Origin of the sequence: Rhodococcus sp. 15-2388-1-1a (assembly GCF_002259145.1) — a bacterium.
In the GTDB taxonomy this organism is placed as follows: domain Bacteria; phylum Actinomycetota; class Actinomycetes; order Mycobacteriales; family Mycobacteriaceae; genus Rhodococcoides.
Window position 1 is genome coordinate 173,594 of the sequence record NZ_NPFP01000039.1, and the last position, 25,551, is coordinate 199,144.

A 25,551-nucleotide genomic window follows, 5' to 3' on the forward strand; every position below is an offset into this window, starting at 1 on the left:
GCTTCCATGATCAGTGCGCTGTGGACGCCGACGGATTCCGATCTTGCCGAGGCTCGGGTGACCGAGTTCGCGCGCTTCGTCGAGCAACGTCACGATGTGCTTCTACCGGACTACTCGGCTCTGTGGCGATGGTCGACGAACGAGCTGGAACTGTTCTGGCGAGCGGTGTGGGACTTCTTCGAGGTCCGCTCCTCCAGCGTGCCGAAAACTGTGCTCGCAGAGCGAGATATGCCGGGAGCACACTGGTTTCCGGGTACGCAGCTGAACTACGTGGACCAGGTGATCAGGCACGCTCGACCCGGTCGCGCCGCAATCGTCCACGCCCGCGAAGACGGTTCGACGCGGACCGTGACGTGGCAGGAGGTGATCGATCGGGCCGGGGCGCTGGCGGGGACGCTCGCAGGCGCGGGAGTTCGACGCGGCGACCGCGTCGTCGGATATCTGCCCAACGTTCCCGAGGCGGTGATCGCATTCCTGGCGACCGCGAGCCTGGGGGCGGTGTGGTCCGCGTGTGGGCAGGACTACTCGGCCTCGGCGGCGCTCGACCGTCTGGGTCAGCTCGAGCCCACAGCGCTGATCACTGCCGACGGGTACGTGTACGGAGGGAAGTTCAGGGACAAGGCCGCCGATGTCGACGCGCTCACGTCGGGGTTGCCGACGCTACGGGTCGTGGTGACGGTCGGCGAGGCGTCGGGAAGCGCGGTGAGTTGGTCTGCCGCAACAGCGCAGAGTCGCGATTTGAGTCCGGTCGCAGTGCCTTTCGATCACCCGCTGTGGGTCGTGTTCTCCTCGGGTACCACCGGTCTGCCGAAGGGGATCGTGCACGGTCACGGCGGTGTCGTGCTCGAGCATCTCAAATCCGTTGCCCTGCACTCCGATCTGGGACCAGAGGACGTGTTCTTCTGGTACACCAGCCCCAGCTGGATGATGTGGAACTTCCAGGTCGCCGGTCTACTGGCCGGGTCCACGATCGTGTGCTCCGACGGAAATCCGTCGTTCCCTACGCCGGATGCGCTGTGGGACATCGCAGCCAGGCTGGGTGTGACGTATCTCGGAACCAGCCCCGGCTATGTGCTCGCGTGCATCAAGGCCGACGCGCATCCCGGCACCGATCACGATCTCTCGGCACTGCGAGCCGTCGGGATCACCGGATCCGCGATGCCTGCGACGTCGTCGATCTGGTTGTCGGAGAACATCGGAGCCCACGTGCCGGTCTTCTCCATTTCCGGTGGCACCGACGTGGTGTCGGCATTCGCCGGGGGAGTGCGGACCGCGCCGGTCTGGGCCGGGGAGCTGTCGGTGCCGTTCCTCGGCGTCGCGCTCGACGCCTACGACGAGGAGGGCGACGCAGTCCGTGGCACCGTCGGTGAGCTGGTCGTCACCGAGCCGATGCCGTCGATGCCGCTGTACTTCTGGAACGACGCGGACGGATCTCGTTACCGGGACGCATACTTCGACACCTATCCGGGAATCTGGCGGCTCGGCGACTGGATCACCATGACCGATCGCGGCAGTGTTCTCGTACACGGGCGGTCGGATTCGACGCTCAACCGCAACGGAATTCGTATGGGGAGCGCCGACATCTATCAGGCCGTCGAATCTCTGGACGAGGTCACCGAGGCGCTCGTTCTGGGCATCGAGCTACCCGACGGCGGATACTGGATGCCCCTGTTCGTTGTGGTCCCGGACGGCGTGACCGACGAGTTGCGGGAACGCATCGAATCCGTCATCAGAACGCAGGCGTCGCCGCGACATGTTCCCGACGACGTCATCGCCACGCCCGCGATACCTCACACTCGAACCGGGAAGAAGCTCGAGGTACCGCTCAAACGGCTCTTCCAAGGTGCCACTGCCGCAGGCACTCTCGATGCACGTGCCGTCGACGACCCGGCTGCGTTGGCGTGGTTCGTCGACCGGGCGACCGAGTTTCAGCGAGTCCAGCGCGCGAGATAGGCCTTCTCCTCGGGCGCGATGCGGCGCAGGGTCTCGGCACCGACGTCGACCATCGCCATCCGGGTCGTCGCCACCACGGCGGGCGGCGATTCCGGTGCCGCACCCGCGGCGCGTACCTCGTACCCGATGGTGAAATCGACAGCGCGCACCTTCTCGAACCACAGTGTGACGTCGAGCGGACCGTCCGAATGCCGGAGCGGCTTCTTGTACGCAATGGTCACATTCGCGATCAACGCACTCTTGATCAGAGACTCGTTGGCCTCGCCCTCGCTGAGCAGCCATTCGATGCGCGCCTCTTCGAGCAAGGTGACCATCCGTGCATGGTTGATGTGCGCGAAGGCATCCATATCGGACCACCGCACCGTCACGCTCGCGTGATATCCGACGGGACCGGCCGGCTCTGTCTGCATCGCACCAGGCTCTGTTTCCATTGCTAGAGGATGGCATGCGCGCCCGTGACCACGACGCTCTAGAGTCCCAGGAGTGATTATCGCCAATGTCGCACTGGATGGTTCCGGCGTGCTCTTCGACATAGAACTCACAGGATCGGTCATCGCGTCGATCACTCCGGCGGGCACCAGGCGCGCACGGGGCGAGGAGGTGCTCGACGGTGGGGGCGGGGTGGCGTTGCCCGGGTTCGTGGACTCTCACGTGCACCTGACGCAGTGGGCGGCGGCGCGGCGGCGAATCGATGTCGGGTCCGCCGCATCGGCTGCCGACGCGGTCGCCCTGGTGTACCCCTACGCGCGCACGGCAGGCGAATCGGTGGTGCGCGCCAACGGCTTCCGTGACGCACACTGGCCGGAGGAGCCGCACAAGGACCTGCTCGAGAATGCGCTGCCCGGTGCTCGCGTGGCGATGACGAGCATGGATCTGCACACGTTGTGGCTGAGCCCGGCGTTGCTCGACGATCTGGGTATCGATCACCCCACCGGTGTGCTGCGCGACGTCGACGGTCTCGAAGCGGTCATGGCGCTCGAGGAGCAGGACGATCCGGCCGAACTCGATCGGGCCGTGCTCGACGCCACCGCCGCACTGGCGGTCCGCGGCGTCACCGGCGTCGTGGATTTCGAGTTCGCCGACAACAAGACGGTCTGGGATCGACGGCTGTCGGCCGGTTCGCCTGCGGTGCGAGTCGACACGACGGTGTGGCCGCAATGGCTCGACGAAGCACTCGAGCGCGGCGAGCGCACCGGCGACGTCTCGGCTCTGTCGGAACTGGTCCGGCGCGGACCGCTCAAGGTGATGCTCGACGGTTCGCTCAATACTCGAACGGCGTGCTGCCACGATCGGTACCCGGGCGTCGACGGGGACGACGCGTACGGGCTGTTGCTCGAAACTCGGGACGATCTGTACCGGCTCGTCTCGCGGGCGTCGGGAGGCGGAATCGTGCCTGCCATCCACGCGATCGGTGACCGCGCCAACGGCATCGCCCTCGATGCATTCGAGCGCGCCGGCTGCGGTGGCCGCATCGAACATGCGCAACAGATACTGCCGGACGACGTCGCGCGCTTCGCTGCGCTGGGCGTCGTGGCATCGGTGCAACCGCAGCACGCGATGGCCGATCGCGACATCGCCGAGGACCTGTGGGCCGGACGGCGCTCGGTGGCCTACGGTTACGGCTCGCTGCACCGAAGCGGTGCGACCTTGCTCTTCGGTTCCGATGCCCCGGTCAGTCCACCGGAGCCGCTGGCGGGAGTCGCCGCAGCGGTGTTCCGTACCGACGACGACCGACCCCCGTGGCACCTGGACGAAGCCGTGCCCCTCGAGGTGGCACTGCGCGCAGCGTGCGGCGGCCGTGGCGCGCTCCGAGAGGGGGATGCAGCGGACATCGTCGTTCTGGTCGAGCATCCCGTGCACCGCTCGGTGCACGATCTCGCCGAGACGGAGATCAGAGCCACGATCTGCGCCGGTGCGCTCACACGCGCAGCTGCTGTGTAGGAGCACGGAGGCGAAGCCCACGGATCGATCTTGTCGGTGTGGCCGCGTAGCGTGACTGCGATGACGTCGATCACCGATCCGCGCGTACGCGAGTTTCTGTCCGCGGGTACCCGCACCGGCAAGCTCGGATACCTCGCCTCCGACGGAAGGCCCCTGGTGGCACCCATCTGGTTCCTCGTCGAGGGCGACCAGATCGTGTTCAACACCGGGGCCGACACGGCGAAGGGAAAGTCGATTCGCCGTGACCCCCGCGTCGTGCTGACCGTCGATCTCGAAGAGCCGCCGTACGGATTCGTCCAGGTGCAGGGCATCGCGTCGGTCGACGAGGACCCCGCGGAGTTGCTCCGCACCGCCACCGAGCTCGGGGCCAGGTACATGGGCCGCGATCGCGCCGAGGAGTTCGGCGCACGCAACGGTGTTCCGGGCGAATTGATCGTTCGGGTGACACCGAACAAGGTCATCGCCGCTTTCGACATGACGGCATGACGACCGACGGTCGCCGCACGTTCGGCACTGTAGATTGACCGGGTGCCGAATCGAGTCGGAGTGTGTCGGGTCGGCTCGGATCGGGTATCGACTTGTAACGGTCCGGTACATACGTACGGATATGTACTGAAAGGTAACTTCGAGTTGCTCCCGGTGAGAAAATAGAGAACGAAGTAAGCAACTTGCTCGACGTGTTCGGTGCCCGCCGATCGCTGCCGGTTCGGCAGCCGGTGGGGGCGCGTGTGATTGTGGGAAAGAGAGGAATCGATTGGACCCGCTAGGTGTGGAAGGTGCTGGACACGACGACGGAGTCGGCAGTCCTGAGCATTCGTCGTTCCCCCTGTCACCGGCCCAATTGGGAATGTGGTTCGCGCAGCATGTGGACCCCTCGGTACCCGCGAACATCGCCCAGTACATCGAGCTGCACGGCGAGCTCGACGTGGAGTTGCTTCGTCGATCATCCTCACAGGCGGCACTCGAACTGCAGTCCGGATTCGTGCGCATCGTCGAGATCGACGCCGAGCCCCGGCAGATCGTCGATCCCACCCTCGACGACTCCCTGAACTACCTGGACCTACGCGGCGAGGCCGATCCTCGTGCAGCGGCCCTGGCGTGGATGCACGGCGACTACAGCGCGCCGATCGACATTCTGCGCGACCGACTGATCGCCGCGACCGTGCTGCGCCTCGAGGACGACGTCTGGTTCTGGTACGAGCGCGTGCATCACGTCGTGCTCGACGGATTCGGTGCCGTCACGTTCATGAACCGTGCGGCGGAGCTCTACACCGCGGCGGTGGAGGGCACCGAACCGAGCAAGAACCTGGCGTCGGACCTGACGAAGGTCTACGACATCGACGTGGCCTACCGCGACTCGAGCCGTTTCGAGGCCGACCGCGAGTACTGGGCGTCGCGGATCGACGGTATCGACGGAGTCACCACCCTCGCCGGTCACACGGCTGCACCGGCGGCGACGAGTCAGATCGACAGCACAGCCCTGTCCGCCGAGACGATGGACGGACTCGAAGCCCTGCGAAGCGAGACCGACACGACGATGGCAACCATCGTCATCGCCGGCTTCGCCGCCTACCTCGCGCAGATGACCGGACGCGAGGACGTCGTGCTCTCGCTCCCGGTCACCGCGCGCACCACCGCGGTGTTGCGCCGTTCCGGCGGCATGGTCTCCAACGTCGTTCCCCTCCGACTCGACGTGTCGGGTGACACCACCGTCGAGACGCTGCTCGCGCGCGTCAACGCCGAGGTCTCCGGGGCCCTGCGGCACCAGCGATACCGGCACGAGGACATTCGGCGCGATTCCGGAGCGGCCAGCGGTCAGGCCTCGTTCTTCGGTCCGTGGGTCAACATCATGCTGTTCTTCGGCGAGGTGCGCCTCGGTTCGATGGTCGGCGGCATCAACATTCTCTCGACCGGCCTCATCGAGGATTTCGGGCTCAACCTCTACACCAGCGTTGCCGGGTCGACCACCCACATCGACTTCGAGTCCAACCCCAATCTGTACGGACCCGAGCAGTCCGGGCGGAACCACGAGAGGTTCGTCGAATTCTTCGCCCGGTTCGTGGCGGCGGGAGCCAAGAGCGCGGTGTGGGATCTGGCACTGACCGACGGTGGCGAACGCGAACTCGTCGTGGCCGAGTGGAATGCCACCGAGCACGAGACCGAGCCACGCACGCTGCTGTCCGCCTTCGAAGCGGCTGCGGCCGCACACCCCGACGCGACGGCCCTGGTGTACGAGGGCGAGTCGGTCACCTACGGTGCACTCTCCGCGCGAGTGAACGGCCTGGCGCGTCACCTGATCGATATGGGTGTCGGCCCCGAGACTCTCGTCGGACTCTCGATCCGCCGTTCGTTCGACCTCGTCGTCGGCATGTACGCGATCGTGGCGGCAGGCGGCGCCTGGGTGCCGATCGACCCCGACCACCCTGCCGATCGGACCGCGTACATTCTCGACTCCGCGCAGCCGCGGTGTGTGCTCATCTCCTCGCACGACGACGTTGCGCTCCCCGAGGGAACCGAGACGGTTGCGGTCGATCTCGTCGACTGCGCGTCGCGGTCCACGGCACCCGTTCGGGACTCCGAACGCACTGCGCCACTGCGACTCTCGAATACCGCGTACGTGATCTACACCTCCGGTTCGACCGGACGGCCGAAGGGCGTCGCGGTCGAACACGCGGCGATCGACAATCAGATGGAGTGGATGCTCTCGGAGTATCCGATGGATGCATCCGACGTCTATCTGCAGAAGACGGCCACCACCTTCGACGTCTCGCTCTGGGGATTCTTCCTGCCTCTGCGGGTCGGCGCGACAATGGTGCTCGCCACTCCCGACGGGCATCGCGATTCGGTCTACGTGGCCAACAAGATCGCCGAACATCGGGTCACCATCACCGATTTCGTGCCGTCGATGCTGACGGTGTTCGTGGCCAATGCACCGACGGGTACCTGCAGTTCGTTGCGCCACGTGTTCGTCATCGGCGAGGCATTGCCGGTCGAGACCGCAGCGTCGTTCCGCGCACTGTGCTCGGCGGGGCTGCACAATCTCTACGGCCCCACCGAGGCCGCGGTCTCGGTCACCTATCACCCCAGCGGACCGCAGGACACTCGCACCGTTCCGATCGGTGTGCCCGAGTGGAACACCAAGGCCTTCGTTCTCGACGGTCGGCTACGACCGACCCCGATCGGCGAATCGGGCGAGCTGTACCTCGCGGGAGTTCAGCTGGCGCGCGGCTACGTGGGCCGACCGGATCTGAGCTCGGATCGCTTCGTCGCCAACCCCTTCGGCACCGGCGGCGAGCGGATGTACCGCACCGGTGACCTCGTGCGCTGGCGTGGCGACGGAGTGTTGGACTACATCGGCCGGACGGACTTCCAGGTCAAGTTCCGCGGACAACGCATCGAGCTCGGCGAGATCGAAACGGTTCTGCTCGCCAACGAATCGATATCGCAGGCAGTGGTATTGGTGGTCCAGACGGTCACCGGTGATCAGTTGGTGGCGTATGTCGTCGCGGCTCCGGGACGATCCATCGAATCCGCCGCGGCGATCGAGTTCGCCGGCCACGCCCTACCGTCGTACATGGTGCCTGCAGCGGTCGTCGTCCTCGACGCCCTGCCACTGAACACCAGTGGCAAGCTCGACCGAAAAGCGTTGCCGGAACCGGTGTTCAGCAGCGCGAAGAAGTATCGGGCCCCGCAGAGCCGGGCGGAGTACGTTGTCGCCGGTATCTACGAGGATCTGCTCGGTGCCTCCAAGGTCGGTCTGGACGAGGACTTCTTCGAGCTCGGTGGCAACTCTCTGATCGCCACGCAGTTGGTGACGCGAGTCGGCAGCGCTCTCGGAGTTCGCCTCGGCGTCCGTGAGCTGTTCGAAGCTCCCACGGTCGGCGCGCTGGCGGCCAGGGCCGAATCGGCGGCTCGGCTCGGGGCGGACACCCCGGTGCTGGAGTCGCGGGAACGGCCCGAACGTATTCCACTCTCTCCTGCGCAACAGCGTATGTGGTTCCTCAACCGCTTCGACCCCACCACCGCGGTGTACAACCTGCCGTTCTCCGTCCGTCTGACCGGTCCGCTCGACGTGGTCGCCCTGTCGGCCGCATTCGCCGACGTCGTCGACCGACACGAGACCCTGCGCACCGTCTACCCCGAGGTGGACGGCTCACCGGAACAGGTTGTGCTCACGGCGGCGCGGACCCCGGCGACGATTCTGCCGGTCCGCATCGAACGCGACGAACTGGGCGGTCGCCTGCACGAGCTGGTCGCCAAGGGATTCGACGTCACGGTCGATACACCGTTCCGCATCGCACTCTTCGAGATCTCACCGACCGAGCACGAACTCGCGATGGTGCTGCACCACATCGCCGCCGACGGGGCGTCGTTCGGTCCGCTGGCGCGGGATGTGCTGGTGGCCTACTCGAGCCGGGTCAAGGGGCGCGCACCCGAGTGGACGCCTCTCGAGGTCCAGTACGCCGACTACGCGCTGTGGCAACGAGCGGTGCTCGGTCCCGAGACCGATCCGCTGTCCTTGGCTTCGCGCGAAATCGCGTACTGGAGCGCGACTCTCGAAGATCTTCCCGATCAGTTGGCACTGCCGTCGAGCAGGCCTCGTCCCGCAGTGTCCTCGAACGCGGGCAGCAAGCTTCGGGTGGACGTGCCTGCGCATCTGCACGCCTCGCTGGCGAGCCTGGCCCGGGCGAACAACGCCTCGCTGTTCATGGTCATGCAGTCCGCGTACGCGCTCCTGCTCGCCCGGCTCAGTGGCACCACCGACATCGCCATCGGTGCGCCCGTGGCCGGTCGAGGAGAACCAGCACTCGACGACCTGGTCGGCATGTTCGTCAACACACTCGTACTGCGCACCGAGGTCGATCCGGCGTTGACGTTCGAGGAACTCCTCTCGCGCGTTCGTGACACGGACCTGTCCGCGTTCGCGCATGCAGACGTGCCGTTCGAGCGCCTCGTCGAGGTGCTGAACCCGGTGCGTTCGACGTCCCGGCACCCGCTGTTCCAGGTCGCGATCTCGCTGGAATCGGCGATGTCTCGTGAACTCACCGTCGGTGGCCTGCGCGCCACAGCCGCCGAATTCGACGTTCCCATCGCCAAATTCGACGTACAGCTGTGGCTGACCGAGCATCTCGACGACGGGGCACCCGCGGGTATCGACGCGGTGTTCGAGTACGCCACAGATCTGTTCGACGCCGATCTCGTCGAGAGTTTCGCTCGTCGCTTCCTGGCGATTCTGGACGCGGTCACCACGGACTCGACGGTGCCGGTCGGCGACGTCGCAATCGTCGATGCCGCGGAGCACCGGTCCGTGGTGTCGCAGTGGAACGCATCGGGAGACGACGTCTCTCGGGAGCTGACCCTGGTGGATCTGTTCGACGCCGCTGCCGCACGTCACCCGGACGGCGTCGCGGTGCGCTTCGGTGACTCGTCGATGACCTACGCCGAGTTCGACGCGCACTCCAACCGTCTTGCCCGCGTTCTCATCTCCCACGGCGTCGGCCCCGAAAGCCTGGTCGCCGTCGCCCTTCCGCGGTCTGCGGAACTCGTCGTCGCGCTCGTCGCGGTGATCAAAGCCGGCGGTGGATACCTCCCCGTCGATCCGAGCTACCCACTCGACCGAGTCGAGTACATGCTCGACGACGCTCGGCCCACAACCGTTCTGTTGTCCGGCTCGAACCGAGTGGAACTGCCGTCCGACGTCGAATCTCGTACCGGCGCAGCATTGCTCGACATCGACACCGTCGATCTGTCGTCGGTGTCCGGCGATCGTCTCACCGACGAGGACCGGACGAGTCCGCTGCGACCCGACAACGTCGCCTACGTCATCTACACCTCGGGTTCGACAGGCCGCCCCAAGGGCGTGATGATTCCGCATCGCAACGTCGTTCGGCTGCTCGACAACACCGATTCGGTCTACGGCTTCGGTGCCGACGACGTGTGGACGATGTTCCACTCCTACGCCTTCGATTTTTCGGTGTGGGAGCTGTGGGGCCCGTTGCTGTACGGCGGCACGTTGGTCGTCGTCGACTACTTCACCTCGCGGTCGCCGGAGGCATTCCACCGCTTGCTCGTCGACGAGCAGGTCACGGTGCTCAACCAGACGCCGTCGGCGTTCTATCAGCTGTCCGAGGCCGATCGCACGACGGCAACCGATCATGGCGAACTGTCACTGCGCTACGTGATCTTCGGCGGTGAAGCCCTCGAACAACGGCGTCTGACCGGGTGGTTCGAGCGGCACGGGCACCGTTCGCCCCAGCTCGTCAACATGTACGGCATCACCGAGACGACCGTGCACGTGTCCTATCGTGCGCTCGATGCCGCGTCCGTCGAGACCAGTGCCTCGGTGGTCGGCAAGCCCATCGCCGGACTGCGGGTGTTCGTGCTGGACACCCGCCTGCATCCGGTTCCGGTCGGGGTGCCCGGCGAAATGTACGTTGCCGGTGGACAACTCGCCCGCGGTTATCTCGGCCGCCGGGAGCTGACGTCGGTTCGCTTCGTGGCGAACCCCTTCTCGTCGGGAGCCGACGACGGATCGCTGCTGTACCGAACCGGTGACCTCGCACAGTGGAACGCCGCAGGCGAACTCGAATACCTCGGTCGTTCCGACGATCAGGTCAAGGTCCGTGGATTCCGCATCGAGCTGGGCGAGGTGGAGGCGGCGGTGACCGCGCAGCCGACCGTCACCCAGGCCGCCGTGGTCGTTCGCGAGGACTCGCCCGGTGCAGCTCGACTGGTCGCCTACGTGGTGTCCGCTGCGGTCGAGGGTCGGCCGATCGTCGACATCGAAGACATCAGAACCGGTATCGCCGAGGTACTTCCGGAGTACATGGTGCCGTCGGCGTTCGTCGTGCTCGACGCCATCCCACTGACCGTCAACGGCAAGCTCGATCGCCGGGCACTGCCGGCTCCGGTGTTCGAGGTGCGCGAGTTCCGTGCCCCGACGACACCGATCGAGGAGATCGTTGCCGACGTCTTCGCGGACGTTCTCGGGGTGGAGCGCGTGGGTCTCGACGACGATTTCTTCGAGCTCGGCGGTAACTCGCTGATCGCCACACAGGTGGTCTCGCGCCTGGGAGTCGCTCTCGATGCCACCGTGCCGGTGCGCATGCTGTTCGAGGCGTCGACCGTGGCGCTGCTCGCAGTACGGGTGGAGCAGGCCGCAGGGGAGGGCGGCCGCACCGCACTCGTCGCGACCGTGCGGCCCGAGCGAATTCCGCTCTCGCTCGCGCAGCAGCGAATGTGGTTCCTCAATCGATTCGATGCCGACTCCACCGCGTACAACATTCCGTTCGCATTGAGACTGACCGGCGAACTCGACGTCGCCGCGCTGCAGGTTGCGATCATGGACGTGATCGACCGGCACGAGTCGCTGCGCACGGTCTACCCGGACGCCGCGGCCGGCCCGCAGCAGTCCATCCTCGACGCCGCTCAGACGGTGCCGAACCTGATGCCCATTCCGACGTCCGCAGCCGATATTCAGCGGCAGGTCTTCACACTGGCGTCGACGACGTTCGACGTGACGGTCAACGTTCCGATTCAGGCCCGCCTCTTCGAGATCGGTCCTCGCGAGCACGTCATCGCCATGGTGGTGCACCACATCTCGGCCGACGGCTGGTCGATGGGTCCGCTGGCCCGCGACCTCATGATCGCGTACGCCTCGCGTACCGCGTGGGAGAACCCGGCGTGGATGCCGCTCGAGGTGCAGTACGCCGACTACAGCCTGTGGCAGCGTTCGGTTCTCGGCTCCGAGGACGATCCGCAATCGCTGATCTCCGGTCAGGTCGACTACTGGGCCGACATGCTTGCCGGTCTGCCCGACCAGCTGGATCTGCCGACCGATCGGCCGCGCCCGAATCGTCAGTCCTACCAAGGATCGTCGATCCGATTCGATGTACCGGCCGAGGTCCATCGAGGCCTGTCCTCGCTGGCCCACACGCACAACGCATCGCTGTTCATGGTCGTCCACGCGGCTCTGGCGGTGCTGCTCGCACGCCTGTCCGGCACCGAGGACATCGCGATCGGTACTCCGGTCGCAGGCCGAGGCGACGCAGCCCTCGACGACGTGGTCGGCATGTTCGTCAACACCCTCGTGTTGCGCACCGACATCGAATCGGGTCGGACGTTCTCGGAGCAGATCGGGCGCGCCCGCGAAGTGGCGCTCGGCGCGTTCGGACACGCCGATCTGCCGTTCGAGCGTTTGGTCGAGGTGCTCAATCCGTCCCGATCGCAGGCGCGGCACCCCCTGTTCCAGGTGATGCTCTCGTTCGAGAACCTCACCCGCACGCACGTCGACCTACCGGGTCTGTCGGTGGACAGCGTCGCCCTCGATGCCGAGGTGGCGAAGTTCGACCTGCAGCTGACCGTCACCGAGTCCATCGGAGTGGACGGTCGCGGACAGGGCATGGCCGCCGAGTTGACCTACGCGACCGACCTGTTCGACGCCGCGACGGTGAGAGGGTTCTCCGAACGTTTCGTGCGGATACTCAGTGCCGTGGTGGCAGATCCCTCGCTGTCGGTGGGAGACATCGACCTTCTCGACGACGGCGAGCGCGACCGAGTCGTGACAGCGTGGAACCGCACCGAACACGAGGTACCGGACCGGGTGACGCTGGTCGACCTGTTCGATCGTCAGGTGGCCGAGACTCCGGATGCCAGAGCATTGGTGTTCGAGGGTGAGCGGTTGACCTATGCGGAGTTCGCGGGGCGTGCGAATCGTCTTGCGCGACTTCTGGTGTCGGCCGGGGTTGGGCCTGATTCGCTGGTGGGGCTCGCGATCGGGCGGAGTCTGGACCTGTTCGTGGGTATGTACGCGATCGTGAAGGCCGGTGCGGGATACGTGCCGATCGATCCGTCGCAACCGGCGGATCGGAACGAGTACATCGTTGCCACGGCGGCTCCGGTTCGGGTGTTGTCGACGACGCGTGATCACGTGGAGTTCGCGGGGGTCGAGACGATCGACATCGACACCGTCGACGTGTCGGGCCTGTCTGCGGCACCGTTGACCGATGCCGAGCGCACGGCACCGTTGCGGGCGTCGAATCTCGCGTACGTGATCTTCACATCGGGTTCGACGGGACGTCCCAAGGGCGTGGGTGTCTCGCACGAGGCGATCGTGAATCGGTTGTTGTGGATGCAGCACGAGTACGGGTTGACCGCCGAGGACGTGGTGTTGCAGAAGACTCCGTCGACGTTCGATGTGTCTGTGTGGGAGTTCTTCTGGGCGCTGCAGAACGGGGCGTCGGTGGCCATCGCTGTTCCGGACGGTCATCGGGATGCGCTGTATCTGCTCGATGTCATTGCTCGCGAGCATGTTTCGGTGGTGCACTTCGTGCCGTCGATGATGTCGGTGTTCGTACCCGAGGTGGAGCGACGCCGAGCGTCGGGTGCCTCGCTGCGGTTGGTGTTCGCATCCGGTGAGGCATTGGCTCCCACCACGGCCCGCGCGCTACGGCGAGCAATCGCTGGAGTGGAGTTGCACAACCTGTACGGCCCAACCGAGGCTGCCGTCGACGTGACCTATCACGCTGTCACGGACGAGGATTCGGAGGTGATGCCCATCGGAGCACCGGTGTGGAACACCTCTGTCTACGTGCTCGATTCGCGACTGAATCCCACTCCCGTCGGTGTCGCAGGTGAGCTCTATCTCGCGGGTACTCAGCTGGCACGTGGCTATGTGGGACGCTCGGACCTGACCGCGGACCGCTTCGTGGCACATCCGTTCGCTACCGGCGGGCGGCGCCTCTATCGCACCGGCGACGTCGTGCGGTGGAACCGCAACGGCGAGCTCGAATACGTGGGACGGTCGGACTTCCAGGTGAAGCTGCGCGGCCTGCGCATCGAACTCGGCGAGATCGAATCGGCATTGCTGGCACAACGCTCGATCTCCCAGGCGGTCGTCGTGGTCCGCCACGAGCAACTCGTCGGGTACGTCGTACCGGCCGGTGCCTCGGTGGAGACCGGTGCCGTCCTCGGCGCGCTGCGGTCTCGGCTCGCGGAGTACATGGTGCCGTCGACGCTGATCGTGCTCGAGGAGTTTCCGCTCGGCGCGAGTGGAAAGCTCGACCGTAAGGCGCTACCCGATCCCGCTTTCGAGGTGACCGAGTACCGGGAACCGACCAACGACATCGAACGCACCGTTGCCGAGGTCTTCGCCCAGGTCCTCGGAGTCGAGCGTGTCGGTCTCGACGACGACTTCTTCGAGCTCGGCGGAAACTCCCTCATCGCAACGCAACTGGTCTCGCGACTGGGCGTGGCCATGGACACCAGAATCGCGGTGCGAGAGCTGTTCGACACCTCCACGGTGGCCGATCTGGCCGCGCGGTTGGGCACACTGGTCGCCACGGGAAGCCGCCCGCCGTTGGTGCCTCAGCAACGGCCGCAACACATTCCGTTGTCGCTCGCGCAGCAGCGAATGTGGTTCCTCAACAAGTTCGACGTCGAATCCGCAGCCAACAACATTCCGATCGCCGTGCGACTGTCCGGTCTGCTGGACCGCCGCGCAATGCAGATTGCGGTCGCGGACGTCGTGGCTCGGCAGGAATCCCTGCGCACGGTGTTCCCGGAGACCGACGGAACCGCACACCAGGTCATCGTCGACGCAGCCTCGGCCACGCCGGATCTGACGCCCATCGACATCGCCGCACACGAGGTCGCGGATGCGTTGCGAGAACTGGCGACCACCGGATTCGACCTGTCGAAGGACCTGCCCTTCCGAACCAGACTCTTCGAGGTCAGCCCCACCGAGCACCTGTTGGTTTTCGTCGTCCACCACATCGCGGCCGACGGGTTCTCGCTGGGCCCGCTGACCCGAGACGTGATGAACGCGTACGCGGCTCGCTCGCTGAACCAGGAGCCCTTCTGGTCTCCGCTGCCGATCGACTACGCCGATTACAGCCTCTGGCAGCGCCAGGTACTCGGTTCCGAGGACGACCCGCAGTCTGTCGTCTCGCAGCAGATCGACTACTGGACAACCGCTCTGGCCGGCCTGCCGGACCAGCTCGACGTGCCGTCCGACCGCCCGAGGCCCGTCGTGGCGTCGAACAGTGGTGCGCTCGTGCGCTTCTCCATAGACGAGGATCTGCACCGCGCACTGATCGATGCCGCCAGAGCAGAGAACGCCTCGCTGTTCATGGTGGTGCACACCTCCTTGGCCGTACTGCTGTCGCGGTTGTCCGGCGAAGCCGACATCGCGATCGGCACCCCGGTCGCCGGACGCGGTGAAGCTGCCCTGGACGACTTGATCGGCATGTTCGTCAACACGCTGGTGTTGCGCACCGAGATCGACACGGCGCGTCGATTCGACCAGGTACTCGCCGACACCCGCGAGACCGACCTGTCGGCTCTGGCCCACGTGGACGTACCGTTCGAGCGACTGGTCGAAATCCTCAACCCCGCCCGATCCACGGCTCGTCATCCCCTCGTGCAGGTGGTGCTCGCGTTCCAGAACCTGGGACAGAAGGATCTCGAACTGCCGGGACTGTCGGTCTCCGGTGTCGATTTCGAGACGCTGGTCGCACTGTTCGATCTGCAGTTCACGTTCGTCGAGTCGATCGGACCCAGCGGTGCTCCGCAGGGCATGACCGTAGACGTCACCTACGCCACCGATCTGTTCGACGAAGCCACGGTCGTCACGCTGGGCGATCGCCTGATCACAGTTCTCGAAGCCGTCGCCGACAACCTCTCGACCGTGGTCGGCGACATCGAACTGCTCGAGCCCGTCGAACGCAGGCGTGTGCTGGTCGACTGGAACGACACCGAGCACGAGGTCGACCGAGCACAGACGTTGGCCTCCCTCGCCGGACAGGTCGACTCGTCCTCCACCGCACTGGTTTTCGGAGACGACACGCTCACCTACGGCGAATTCCAGGAACGGGTCGCTCGGCTGGCGCGCTTCCTGATCGACCGTGGTGTCGGACCCGAGAGCGCAGTGGGCATCGCTGCCCGTCGCTCGGTGGAACTGCTCGTCGGAATCCACGCGATCATCGCCGCCGGTGGCGCGTACGTACCGATCGATCCCGACCAGCCGGCCGAGCGGATCGCACACATTCTCGGAACCGCGGCACCGGTCTGCGTGCTGACCACGTCACGAGACGCGGTGGAGGCCGACGGCGTCGAGGTCCTCGACATCGACACCCTCGATCTGTCCGGCTTCTCCGATACGCCGATCACCGACGCGGACCGAATCGGTGCGCTGGCACCGTCGAACACCGCCTACGTCATCTTCACGTCGGGTTCGACCGGGCAGCCCAAGGGCGTGGCCGTCACCCACGAGGCGATCGTGAACCGCCTGCTGTGGATGCAGTCGGAATACGAGCTCACCACCGACGGCGTCGTGCTGCAGAAAACCCCCGTCACATTCGACGTGTCGGTATGGGAGCTGTTCTGGCCGTTGCAGATCGGTGCCACGTTGATCATCGCGAAACCCGACGGTCATCGTGATCCGCAGTACCTGCTCGAGACGATCGAGGCGCAGTCGGTCACGACGGCACACTTCGTACCCTCGCTGCTCGAGGTCTTCGTTTCCGTCGTGGCAGCAGCGCCGTCGACTGCGGCCACCACTCTGCGGACTCTGTTCGCCTCCGGAGAGGCGCTGCCCGCCGAGGTCGGCGATCGGCTCCGACGGGTGCTGCCGGGCGTGGCGCTGCACAACCTCTACGGTCCCACCGAGGCTGCCGTCGACGTTACCTATCACGCGGTCTCGGAAGCGGACGTCGACCTCGTGCCGATCGGTGTCCCGGTGTGGAACACCAGAACGTACGTCCTCGACGCGCGACTGTCTCCGGTCGCTCCCGGGGTGGCGGGCGAGCTGTACCTCGCCGGAGTTCAACTGGCCCGCGGATACCTCGGACGAACGGACCTGACGGCCGATCGATTCCTTCCCGACCCGTTCGGAGAACCGGGCACGCGCATGTACCGCACCGGGGACCTGGTGCGCTGGCGTGCGGTGCCCTCCGGTTCGGGACGGTTGGAATACCTGGGCCGCACCGACTTCCAGGTCAAGCTCCGCGGACTGCGAATCGAACTCGGCGAGATCGAGACCGTGCTGCGCAAGCATCGGTCCGTGGAATCGGCCGTCGTTCTGGTTCGGCAGACAGCTGCCGCGGGCGATCAGCTGGTCGCCTACGTCGTACCCGCTGTCGGCGGAACCGTCGACGTTGCCGAACTGACGGAGTTCGCGTCGCGCTCGCTCGCGAGCTACATGGTCCCGGCCGCGACCGTCGTGCTCGACGCACTGCCGCTGACGCCCAACGGCAAGCTCGATCGTCGTGCGCTGCCGGAGCCGAACATCGAGCAGCGTGCTTTCCGTGCGCCGACCACGACGTCGGAAACCGTTGTGGCAGAGGTGTTCCGCGATGTCCTCGGAATCGATGTGGTCGGTGCGGACGACGAGTTCTTCGCCCTCGGCGGCAACTCCCTCGTCGCCACGAGAGTGGCGTCGAGAATCGGCGCGGCACTCGACACCACGGTGACCGTCCGGACCATCTTCGAGGCCTCGACCGTGTCCGCCCTGGCGGCCAGGCTCGACGAGCTCTCGGGCTCGGGCCGTCGAATTCCTCTGGTGCGCACCGATCTGCCGGATCTGGTACCGCTCTCGCTCGCGCAGCGCCGCATGTGGTTCCTCAACCGGTTCGACCCCGAGTCCGCGACGGAGAACCTCCCCGTCGCCATCGATCTCGGCGGCGACCTCGACATCCCCGCCCTGCGCGCGGCCGTCGCCGACGTCGTCGAGCGGCACGAGTCGCTGCGAACGGTCTACCCGGAGGTCGACGGTGTCGCTTCTCAGGTGATCGTTCCGGCTCAGCAGGTGGTTCCGGATCTGGTGCCCACGGCGACCACCACGGCCGAACTGCCGTCGGCGTTGGCGGCGCTGGCCATGGGCGGGTTCGACGTCACCACTGCGCCGCCGTTGCGTGCCGCGTTGTTCGAGCTGGACTCGGACCGCCACGTTCTGGCGTTCGTCACCCATCACATTGCCGCAGACGGATTCTCGATCGGTCCCATGACTCGGGATCTGATGGTCGCGTACGCGGCGCGCAGCGCGGGCACCGAGCCCGGTTGGGCTCCGCTCGCCGTCCGCTACGTCGACTACACGCTCTGGCAGCAGGCCGTTCTCGGCTCCGAGGACGATCCGACGTCACCGGTCTCGAACCAGATTCGGCACTGGACTCGGGCACTCGCTTCGCTGCCGGACGAGGTCACCTTCCCCGGCGATCGAGTCCGCCCGGATCGGTCGTCGTACCGCGGCGGCAACATCACCCTCGCCCTCGATGCCGACACGCACGGACGCCTCGGCGACGTGGCCCGCGCCAACCAGAGCTCGCTGTTTATGGTGTTGCACTCCTCGCTCGCCGTGCTGCTGGCCCGACTGTCCGGAGAGACCGACATCGCGATCGGTACACCGGTCGCAGGGCGCGGCGAGGCCGCACTCGACGACGTCATCGGAATGTTCGTCAACACGCTGGTGCTGCGCACCGATATCGATCACGGCGGCGCATTCACCGAGCTTCTGGCGCGGGCACGCGAGACCGACCTGTCGGCGTTCGCCCACGCCGAGGTGCCGTTCGAGCGGCTCGTCGAGGTACTCGACCCACCGCGGTCGGCGGCTCGTCACCCGCTCGTCCAGGTGATGCTCACCGTGCAGAACATGGAGCAGACCGAGCTCGAACTCCCGGGCCTGAGCGTGCGCGCAGTCGACCTCGAGGTCGAGACGGCCAAGTTCGACGTTCAGTTCACGTTCACCGAGAACCACGTCGACGGCGGCATGACCATCGACGTCACCTTCGCCCGCGACCTGTACGACGACAGCACGGCGCGTGCAATCGGCGAACGTCTGATCCGCGTCCTCGAGTCCGTGGCACTCGACCCGGGTCAGCGAATCGGCGACGTCCCGGTGATGGACGAAGCCGAACGCGGCCGTGTACTCGCACTCGCCCAGGACGCGCCTGCCGTCGCCGATTCGCTCGACACGATCGTCGATCTCTTCGCCGCTCGGGTGGCCGAGGACCCCGACGCTCCCGCAGTGGTGTTCGAGGGTGCCTCCACGAGCTACCGACAGATCGACGAGTCCTCGACGGCACTGGCGAGAATTCTCGCCGCCCAGGGGGTCGGGCCGGAGTCGCTGGTGGCCGTCGTGCTGCCGCGCACCGCCGATCTCGTCGTGGCACTGCTCGCGGTGCTCAAAGCCGGGGGTGCCTACGTACCGATCGACCCGTCTTACCCGGCGGACCGCATCGAATTCGTCCTCACCGATTCTCGTCCGGTGGCCGTCCTGACGTGGACGGGTGTGGAGGTGGCGCTCCCCGCAGCGCTTCCCAGGATCGACATCGACACCGCCTCGGCCGAGAGCGACCTGCCGGCGACCGATCCGATTCCGGCGACCGCGGCTGCGACGGCGTACGTCATCTACACCTCGGGCTCGACAGGCAAGCCCAAGGGTGTGCTGATCCCGCATCGCAACGTCGTACGGCTGTTGGCGAACACCGCGCGGCACTTCGGTTTCGGTCGAGGCGACGTGTGGACGCTGTTCCACTCGTTCGCGTTCGACTTCTCGGTGTGGGAACTGTGGGGCCCGCTGACCACCGGCGGTAGCGTCGTCGTGGTCGACTACTTCACCTCCAGATCGCCGGAAGCATTGCGGGAGTTGCTCATTCGTGAGCGTGTCACCGTTCTCAACCAAACTCCGTCCGCGTTCTACCAGCTCGATCAGGTCGATCGCACCGCAGGCTCGGCAGATGCCTATTCGTTGCGGTACATCGTGTTCGGTGGCGAGGCGCTGGAACTGCGACGACTGGCCGGTTGGTTCGATCGTCACGGCGACGACTCCCCGCAACTGGTCAACATGTACGGCATCACCGAAACCACGGTCCACGTCTCGCACCGTGTCGTGGACGCGCGGTCCGCGGCGCAGGCATCGGGATCCCTGGTGGGACGCGCCATCTCCGGGCTGTCGGTGTACGTACTGGATTCGCGGTTGTCGCTGGTACCCGCAGGCGTGCCGGGGGAGATGTACGTCTCCGGTGGTCAGGTCGCGCGCGGGTATCTCGGCCGAGCCGGATTGAGCGCGACGAGATTCGTCGCCGATCCCTTCGCAGGTGACGGATCCGTGCTGTACCGCACCGGCGATGTCGCTCGGTGGTCGACCGACGGCGAACTCGAGTTCGTCGGTCGCGCCGACGACCAGGTCAAGATCCGCGGTTTCCGAATCGAGCTGGGCGAGGTCGAATCCGCCGTTGCGTCCGCTCCTGCCGTCGGGCAGGCAGCGGTGATCGTGCGCGAGGACACTCCCGGTGCCGCACGCCTGGTTGCCTACGTCGTGCCCGCGGCCGAGTCGACCATCGACATCGACGTCGTCAGGGCCGCGATCGGGGAGAACCTTCCCGAGTACATGGTGCCCTCGGCCTTCGTGGTGCTCGACGCGATTCCGTTGACCGCCAACGGAAAGCTGGACCGACGAGTCCTGCCCGAGCCGGCTGCGCGCACTCGTGAATTCCGGTCACCGACCACTCCGGTGGAGGAAATGGTCGCCGACGTCTTCGCCGATGTTCTCGGCGTCGAACGTGTCGGTCTCGACGACGACTTCTTCGAGCTCGGCGGCAATTCGCTGGTGGCAACACAGGTGGTGTCCAGGCTGGGCGCCGCAGCGGACACGACTGTTCCCGTGCGCGCTCTGTTCGAGGCACCGACGGTCGCGGCTCTGGCTGCGCGGGTCGAGCAGGGTTCGGGCGCAGGCGCGCGTCCGGCGCTGGTGGCATCGACGCGACCGAGCCGAGTGCCGCTCTCGCTCGCGCAGCAGCGGATGTGGTTCCTCAACCGCTTCGATTCCCAGTCCACCGCGTACAACATCCCGTTCGCACTTCGGCTCAGCGGACGTCTCGATGTCGACGCGTTGCAACGTGCGGTCTCCGACGTGATCGAGCGTCACGAGACTCTGCGATCGGTGTACCCGGATTCACCCGAGGGCCCGCATCAGGTGATAGTGCCGATGTCGGAGGTTCCCACCACCCTCGAGGTGATCGACACCGACGCGGAGTCGGTGACCACTCGAGTTCTGGAACTGCTGTCGGCGACGTTCGACGTCACGACCCGGGTGCCGCTGAAGACCGCGCTCTTCCGCGTCTCGGACACCGAATTCGTACTCGGCATGGTCATCCACCACATCAGTGCCGACGGTCTTTCGGTGATGCCGTTGTCCACCGACGTCATGACCGCATATGCCGCGCGCACCCGCGGTTCCGATCCGGCGTGGGCACCGCTGCCGGTGCAGTACGCCGACTACGCGCTGTGGCAGCGACAGGTTCTCGGGTCCGAGGAGGACTCGGAATCGATTGCTGCGCAGCAGATTCGGTACTGGGAGAATGCTCTGGCCGAGTTGCCCGAGCAGATCGAACTACCGCTCGATCGTCCGCGTCCCGCCGAGCAGACCTTCCGGGGCAGCCGCGTCGATTTCCGGATCGACGCAGCCGCGCACGCTCGACTGTCCGAACTGGCACGCGCGCACAACGCGACGGTGTTCATGGCGGTGCATGCGGCGTTCGCCGTGCTGCTCTCGCGCATGTCGGGATCGCCGGACATCGTCGTCGGAACCCCCATCGCGGGTCGTGGCGAAGCGGAGATCGAAAACCTCGTCGGCATGTTCGTGAACACGTTGGTGCTGCGGCTCGACGTGGCTGCCGGAGCGAGTTTCGAGGACCTTCTCGACGCAGCTCGAGAAACCGATCTGCAGGCCTTCGCCAATTCCGACATGCCGTTCGAGCGGCTCGTCGAGGTCGTCAACCCCACCCGGTCGACGGCCCGTCACCCGCTGTTCCAGGTCGGCTTCTCGTTCCAGAACTTCGCGCGCCGAGAATTCGAGCTCGACGGACTGGACATCTCGGCACTGGACACCGAGACCGGAACGTCGCAGTTCGACCTGCACCTGATCGTCTCCGACGCCCCGCGCGACGACGAGGCGTCCGGTGGCTTCGATGCGTTGTTGACCTACGCGACCGATCTGTTCGACGAGCGCACCGCTCGCTCGCTCGTCGCGCGGTTCGAGGCCGTTCTCGACGCCGTCGCGGCGTCGCCGTCGACCCCGGTCGGGGACCTGGATCTGTTCCTCGACGGTGAGCTGCCCGCCATCGTCGACGAGTGGAACGACACCGACCGTGAGTTCGATTCCGCAGTCGGCGGCACTCTCGCCGATCTGTTCGCGGACTCGGCAGCGCGTCACGCCGACGCCGTTGCACTCGTGCACGACGACGGCACGCTGACGTACGGCGAGTTCTCCGAGCGGGTGTCGCGTCTGGCCCGTCACCTGATCGGCCTGGGTGTCGGACCCGAAGTTCCAGTCGGACTTGCCATCAGGCGATCGGTGGATCTGCTCGTCGGCATGTACGCCGTATCCGTGGCCGGTGGTGCCTACGTCCCGATCGATCCGGATCAGCCGGCCGAGCGCAACGCGCTCGTGTTGGAGACCGCTGCGCCGCTGTGCGTACTCACATCCGGTGCCGTCGGGCCGGAGATCTCTTCTGCGGCAACGGTCGTCGATCTGGCACAGCTCGATCTCACGAGCCGGTCGTCCACGCCGGTGGGGACCTCCGAGCGCCGCGGTGTGCTCTCCGCCGAGAACACGGCCTACGTCATCTTCACGTCCGGCTCCACCGGGCGACCCAAGGGCGTGGCGGTCTCGCACGGTGCCGTCGTCAACCAGTTGAACTGGCTGCGCGCGGAGTACGGCCTGAACGAGACCGATGCTTCGCTGCTCAAGACCGCAGCGACATTCGACCTGTCGGTGTGGGAGTTCTGGTCGCAGCTGACCTCGGGTGGGCGGCTCGTCGTCGCGAACCCCGAGGGGCATCGCGATCCGGACTACCTGCTCACGCTGGTCCGTCGGCACGCGGTGACGACGTTGCATCTGGTCCCGTCGATGTTGTCGATGCTCGGCACCGTTGCCGCGGGCGAGCTGTCACCCGATCTGCGACGCGTCCTGGCCATCGGTGAAGCACTACCCGCAGCGGTGGCGCAGGATTTCCGACGGCACAACGGTTCCGCCGAGCTGCACAACCTCTACGGCCCGACCGAGGCAGCGGTGTCGGTGACCTCGCACCCGGTCACCGATGCCGACACCGTGGCCGTGCCGATCGGCGTGCCCGAGGCCAACACCGCCGTGTTCGTGCTGGACTCTCGTCTCCATCCGGTTCCTGCCGGAGTCACCGGAGAGCTCTATCTCGCCGGTGCGCAACTGGCGCGAGGATACTTCGGGCGAGCAGACCTCACCGCCGAGCGGTTCGTGGCGAATCCGTTCGACGCGAACGGAACGCGGATGTATCGCACGGGCGACCTCGTACGCTGGCGAGTTCCGCTCGTCGACGGTGCGCCGGCAGCGGCCCGCCTCGACTACATCGAGCGTGCCGACTTCCAGGTCAAGATTCGCGGATTCCGCATCGAACTCGGTGAGATCGAGGCTGCCCTGCGCACACAGGCAACGGTGGCCGACACCGCCGTCGTGGTGCACTCCGGCGAATCGATGGGGGACCAGTTGGTCGCCTACGTCGTCGGACAGTCCGGAGCTGTACTCGACGTGGCGAGTGTCGAAGCCGAACTCGCTCGCGCCGTGCCGTCGTACATGGTTCCTGCGGCGTTCGTCGTCCTCGATGCCCTCCCGCTCAACGCCAACGGCAAATTGGATCGACGGGCCCTTCCGTCACCGCAGTTCGAGGTTGCCGAGTTCCGTGCCCCGGTCACTCCGATCGAGGAGATCGTCGCGGCCACCGTGGCGGAACTACTCGGTCTCGATCGCGCCGGACTCGACGACGACTTCTTCGCGCTCGGTGGAAACTCATTGGTCGCAACGCAATTGGTCTCGAGGCTGGGCCAGGCGCTCGACGCCCAAATTCCGGTGCGAGCAGTGTTCGCGGCGTCCACCGTTGCAGGTCTGGCCGCTCACATCGCCCCGCTCGTCGGTGGCGGTGCGCGCCGGGAACTGACCGTCCGTGAGCGACCCGATCTGCTTCCGCTCTCGATCGCTCAGGAAAGAATGTGGACGATCAACCGGATCGACCCCGGTTCCTCGGCGTACAACATTCCTGTCGCGGTCCGGCTGACCGGCACACTCGACATCGACTCCCTGCGCGGGGCATTCGACGACGTTCTCGGACGCCACGAGATTCTGCGCACGGCATACCCCGATTCGGTCGACGGGCCGGTGCAGCAGATCGGTTCCGTCGCCGACGTGCGGGTCGACCTGACGCCCGAGCGGGTGGAACCTGATGCAGTGATCTCGCGCCTGACCGAGACCCTCGGTGCCGGGTTCGACGTCACGAAGTCGGTTCCGGTGCGGGCCGCGCTGCTACAGGTCGCCGAGAACGAGCACGTACTCGCCGTGGTGGCACACCACATCGCCGCCGACGGCTTCTCGATGGGTCCGCTGATCCGTGATGTCATGGTGGCCTACACCGCTCGGGTTGCGGGGGAGATGCCGGCATGGACGCCGCTACCGGTCCAGTACGCCGACTTCGCGCTGTGGCAGCGTGACGTGCTCGGCAGCGAGAGCGACCCCGAGAGTCCGCTCGCGAAGCAACTGGCGTACTGGACGACCGAGTTGGCAGGAGCGCCGGAACAGTTGGCGCTCCCGCTGGATCGGCCGCGACCGCCTCGCCCGACGATGCAGGGTGCCTCGTACGACTTCTCGTTCGGCACCGACATCGCATCGGCGATCGAGAAGATCGCGCGCGAACACTCGGCGACGACGTTCATGGTGGTGCACAGTGCCTTCGCCGTGCTGCTCTCGAGGCTGAGCAACTCCTCCGACATCAGCATCGGCACTCCCACTGCAGGTCGCGGTGAACAGCAACTCGACGAGCTCGTCGGCATGTTCGTCAACACGCTCGTGTTGCGAACTCGACTCGATCAGAGCGGCACGTTCACCGAGCTGCTGCAGCAGGCCAAGGACAAGGACCTGGCGGCGTTCGGCCACGCGGACGTCCCCTTCGAGCGGCTCGTCGACGCACTGGGCCGGGCACGGTCGAGTGCCTACACCCCGCTGTTCCAGGCCATGCTGACCTTCCAGAACCACGTGACCGGAACGTTCGAGTTGCCGGGTCTGCAGGTGCAGGCCTTGCCCGCGGGCGACGACCAGGCCAAGTTCGATCTGCAGCTGACCGCAGTCGAAAGATTCGACGACACCGGCGCTTTGCGTGACATCGACGCGACGTTCACCTATGCGACGGCGATCCTCGACGAGTCGTCGATCGCGACGTTCGCCGATCGACTGCTGCGGATTCTGAACGCCGTCGTCTCGGATCCGGATGTGGTGCTGCGGTCCATCGACATCCTCTCCGACGAGGAAAAGGCCGAGTTCGCACCGCGAACCAAGCCCAAGACGGTGGACGATCTACCCGAACTGGTTGCCCGGGCAGCGAACGTCGCACCCGATGCGGTGGCACTCGAACACGAATCGACGACGATCGATTTCGCTGCTCTGCACGCCAAACTGGCACAGATGTCGGCAACGATGGGCTCGGCTGTGAAGCCGCAGGCTCTGGTGACGGTCACACTGTCGGCACTGGTTCCGGGTATCTTGCCCGCCCTCGGTGCTGAGGGGCTGAACACCGCTCTGGCATCGTTGATCGAACGGGCGGAGTCGGTGATCGCGTCGTCGTGACGAGAACCGAGTTCGCC

5 protein-coding genes are annotated in these 25,551 nt (G+C 66.1%); 4 read left to right on the plus strand and 1 reads right to left on the minus strand.

All coding sequences use genetic code 11. From position 1 onward, the window contains the following. The first annotated feature begins 6 nt into the window (after positions 1 to 6). Positions 7 to 1,953 (plus strand): acetoacetate--CoA ligase, encoded by a 1,947-nt coding sequence (locus CH302_RS21275; RefSeq protein ID WP_037188350.1) that lies wholly within the window; start codon positions 7 to 9, stop codon positions 1,951 to 1,953. On the opposite strand, the gene CH302_RS21280 is transcribed toward CH302_RS21275, so the two are convergent. Then, positions 1,929 to 2,363, minus strand: coding sequence for an acyl-CoA thioesterase (locus CH302_RS21280; protein ID WP_037189018.1), 435 nt, complete (start codon positions 2,361 to 2,363; stop codon positions 1,929 to 1,931). The two genes, CH302_RS21275 and CH302_RS21280, sit on opposite strands and share 25 nt — an antisense overlap. A 73-nt stretch (positions 2,364 to 2,436) precedes the next feature. Here CH302_RS21280 and CH302_RS21285 point away from each other — a divergent pair, with 73 nt between their 5' ends. The 3 genes from CH302_RS21285 (at position 2,437) to CH302_RS21295 (ending at position 25,534) form a co-directional block, all read left to right on the plus strand. Continuing rightward, a complete protein-coding gene (locus CH302_RS21285; protein WP_037188348.1) occupies positions 2,437 to 3,894 on the plus strand; it encodes an amidohydrolase in 1,458 nt (485 codons plus the stop codon). Between the two features lie 60 nt (positions 3,895 to 3,954). Continuing rightward, on the plus strand, positions 3,955 to 4,380 hold the full coding sequence (locus CH302_RS21290; RefSeq protein ID WP_037188346.1) for a PPOX class F420-dependent oxidoreductase: 426 nt from the start codon (positions 3,955 to 3,957) through the stop codon (positions 4,378 to 4,380). 283 nt (positions 4,381 to 4,663) lie between these two features. After that, entirely contained in the window at positions 4,664 to 25,534 is a 20,871-nt protein-coding gene (locus tag CH302_RS21295) for a non-ribosomal peptide synthase/polyketide synthase (RefSeq protein ID WP_255138735.1), read from the plus strand. The last annotated feature ends 17 nt before the right edge of the window (positions 25,535 to 25,551 follow it).

Bases quoted from the DNA above. Each gene is read 5' to 3' on its own strand.
- CH302_RS21290 (WP_037188346.1), top strand. From the start codon at position 3,955: ATGACGTCGATCACCGATCCGCGCGTACGCGAGTTTCTGTCCGCGGGT.
- CH302_RS21280 (WP_037189018.1), bottom strand. From the start codon at position 2,363: ATGCAGACAGAGCCGGCCGGTCCCGTCGGATATCACGCGAGCGTGACG.
- CH302_RS21275 (WP_037188350.1), top strand. From the start codon at position 7: ATGATCAGTGCGCTGTGGACGCCGACGGATTCCGATCTTGCCGAGGCT.